Raw genomic sequence first — 3,322 nt, forward strand, 5'->3', positions numbered from 1 at the left:
CTTTACAACCAAGTATATGGCTACACACTACCTGAGCTATAACATTACAAAACGCTGGAACATCGGTTTGTTTGAAAGTGTTTTATGGGATAACAGCAATGACCGTGGTTTTGATCTCAATTATTTAAATCCTGTAATTTTCTATCGGGCAATTGAATTTTCTACAGGACCAAGATCAGGAAATGCACTGATAGGAATCAGCTCCAAATACAAAATTTCAGATTCATTTGTAGCCTATGGTCAATGGATCATCGATGAGTTTTCATCCGGTGATATTTTCGGAGGTGAAAAAAGTTGGAAAAATAAATTAGGATACCAATTGGGGGTGAAATACTTCAGACCCTTTGATATTGATAATCTTTTCCTGCAGTTTGAGTACAACCAGGTGCGACCCTATACCTATTCACACAATACCATAATATTAAATTACGGACATAATAACCAATCAATGGCACACCTTTGGGGAGCAAATTTTAAAGAGTTTATTGCGATTGCACGCTATGAAAAAAACCGCTTATTTGGTAGTGCAAAATTGATTTTTGGTGAAAGAGGTTTTGACTTCAATGATGATGAAGATACCTTCAATTATGGAGGAAATATCTATAGAGATGAACGAGACAGACCTTCAGATTTTGGTATAGAAATAGCACAGGGAAATACGACTTCAGTTTTTCACGGCGAGCTTCAGGCGGGTTATCTCATCAACCCATCTACCAACTTTAAAGTCTATGCAAGTTTGATTTATCGTGATTTTAATCCGCAGGTAAATACGGCAACAGAATTTAAAGATTCCACAACTTGGTTTAATTTTGGAATACGCACAGACCTTTTCAATTGGTATTATGATTTTTAAAACTATTTCTGAATTTTGTTAAATAAAAATTATCTGGTTTGAACTGTTGCGTAGCCATACTCCTTGAAGTATCTTTGCACCGCTTTACGGAATCTGGGTTTTTCCGTAAATGAAAAACTTAAAAATTTGGAAACCAAAAATTTGGAAGTCACTTCTCAATCCTTTTTTAAGGACTTTTTGGCCCTTACTAAAGTCAGACTCTCAGTAAGTGTTGTATTTTCATCTATTGCAGGCTATTTGCTGGGGGCAGATGAAGTCAATGCTGTGACAATAGTGTTACTCACGCTGGGAGGTTATTTTATGGTGGGAGCCTCCAATGCATTCAACCAAATCATCGAAAAGGATTTAGATGCCTTAATGAAGCGGACTCAAAAGAGACCCATTCCCTCAGGTAGGTTGACTTCAAACACTGCATTTGTAATTGCTATTATTTTTACGTTGTTAGGAATTGGAGTTTTGTATGCCATTAATCCAAAGACAGCACTTTTTGGAGCTATTTCAATTTTTATGTATGTAAGTTTATACACTCCATTAAAAACCAAAACACCTTTGTCTGTATTTGTAGGGGCTTTTCCGGGAGCAATTCCGTTTATGTTAGGCTGGGTTGCTGCAACAGGAAATTTTGGCATTGAAGCAGGAACATTGTTTATGATTCAGTTTTTTTGGCAATTCCCACATTTCTGGGCAATAGGTTGGTTTTTGTATGACGATTATAAAAAAGCAGGATTCTTTATGTTACCAACAGGAAAACAAGACCGCGGAACCGCAATTCAAATAGTTCTTTACACTATCTGGACATTGTTGGCTTCACTGATACCTGCGTTTGGAGTGACAGGAGCATTTTTCATCACACCCCTCACTGCAGTTGGAGTTGGTTTATTGGGTATTTGGTTTTTGTATCACTCAATAAAACTCTTTAGAAAAAAAACACTTGAAGCTGCCCGTAAATTGTTGTTTGTAAGTGTGGCATATATTACATTGATTCAAATTCTTTATGTTTTAGATAAATTCTTAAGATAATGGCTTATACAGAAGATTCACAGGAAGTAAAACACAGACGCGCTAAAAAAATGATGCTCTGGTTTGCAATGATTAGTATGACTATGAGTTTTGCAGGCCTCACCAGTGCATACATTGTAAGTAAAAGTAGACCTGACTGGCTTACAGATTTTATGATACCACAGGCATTTTATGTGAGTTTAATTTTAGTATTGATAAGCAGTCTGACAATGTATTTCGCAAGAGTTTCTGTTCAAAAAGAAAACCATGGTGCCGGAATGGTATTGTTAATAACAACTTTTGTGCTTGGTGTATTATTTGTCTATTTTCAGTTTTTAGGGTTTTCCCAATTTATAGAAGAGGGTTACTTTTTTACTGGAAGTGAAAGCACCATTACAACTTCATTTATTTATTTGGTAGTTTTGATGCATATGGCTCATATTTTTGGGGCATTGATAGCACTTTTAGTTGTAATTTATAATCATTTTAAACAAAAGTATCATAAGGGTCAAACCCTTGGTATTGAACTCGCTGAGACCTTTTGGCACTTTGTTGATTTCTTATGGATTTATCTGTTTTTATTTTTCTATTTCGTTAGATAATAAAAATGCTTATTTTTGACCCTTATTTAAAACTGATATTGCTATATGGAAGCTACTGTTGTTAAAACAGGTACTGAAGGAAAAACCTGGGGTGGGGGTGAAAACCCGCCGTTAAAAGCAAGTTATGGTAAGTTAATGATGTGGTTTTTCATCCTTTCAGATGCATTGACCTTTTCTGGTTTTCTTGCCGCATATGGTTTTTCTCGTTACAAATTCATTGACTCCTGGCCCGTGGCTGACGAAGTGTTCAATCACTTTCCATTTTTACATGGTGTAGATGCACCAATGTACTATGTGGCTTTGATGACCTTTATTTTGATTTTCTCATCTGTTACGATGGTACTCGCAGTAGATGCAGGTCATCAAATGAAAAAAAATAAAGTAGTTTTTTATATGTTTCTTACCTTGATTGGAGGAATAATCTTCCTTGGCTCACAAGCCTGGGAATGGAAAAATTTCATCCAAGGCACCTATGGTGCTGTAGAAACAAGATCCGGAAACATCATTCAGTTTTTAGATGCTGATGGCAAACGCGTTGCCCTGAGCGACATTGCTCTAGAATCAACGCAGCGAGCTGAACATGATAGAAATTCAGGTGTCTGGTATACAACCGAAGAAACCTTGTCAACGTATACAATCGATGACATCAAAAAAGGCTTTGCCGAAAAGGAAAACCTACTGGTAAGAATTCAAAAACTGGACGAAAATGGTCACCCCATTGTACTCTCCAGACAAGAGTCTGTCGCTAAATTAAACGACTCAGGAATTAGAGTAGTGGAAGGAGCCAATATGTACCGCAATGAATACGGGCACCCACTGTTTGGAAACTTCTTTTTCTTTATTACAGGCTTCCACGGATTCCACGTTT

3 protein-coding genes and 1 pseudogene are annotated in these 3,322 nt (G+C 36.7%); all 4 read left to right on the forward strand.

Annotated features, from left to right (window positions below):
• Nucleotides 1-853 (forward strand): annotated as a pseudogene (locus AACY61_RS10905) (gliding motility protein RemB); the annotation flags it as partial.
• Between the two features lie 126 nt (nucleotides 854-979).
• Entirely contained in the window at nucleotides 980-1,873 is an 894-nt protein-coding gene (cyoE, locus tag AACY61_RS10910; protein WP_339611612.1) for a heme o synthase, read from the forward strand.
• Entirely contained in the window at nucleotides 1,873-2,454 is a 582-nt protein-coding gene (locus AACY61_RS10915; RefSeq protein ID WP_339611613.1) for a cytochrome c oxidase subunit 3, read from the forward strand. The genes cyoE and AACY61_RS10915 overlap by 1 nt, the downstream gene beginning before the upstream one ends.
• 45 nt (nucleotides 2,455-2,499) lie before the next feature.
• Nucleotides 2,500-3,322 (forward strand): cytochrome oxidase subunit III (locus AACY61_RS10920; protein WP_339611614.1); only part of this gene is annotated, 823 nt, incomplete at its 3' end.

The organism is uncultured Planktosalinus sp. (genome assembly GCF_963973675.1).
Taxonomy (GTDB): domain Bacteria; phylum Bacteroidota; class Bacteroidia; order Flavobacteriales; family Flavobacteriaceae; genus Planktosalinus.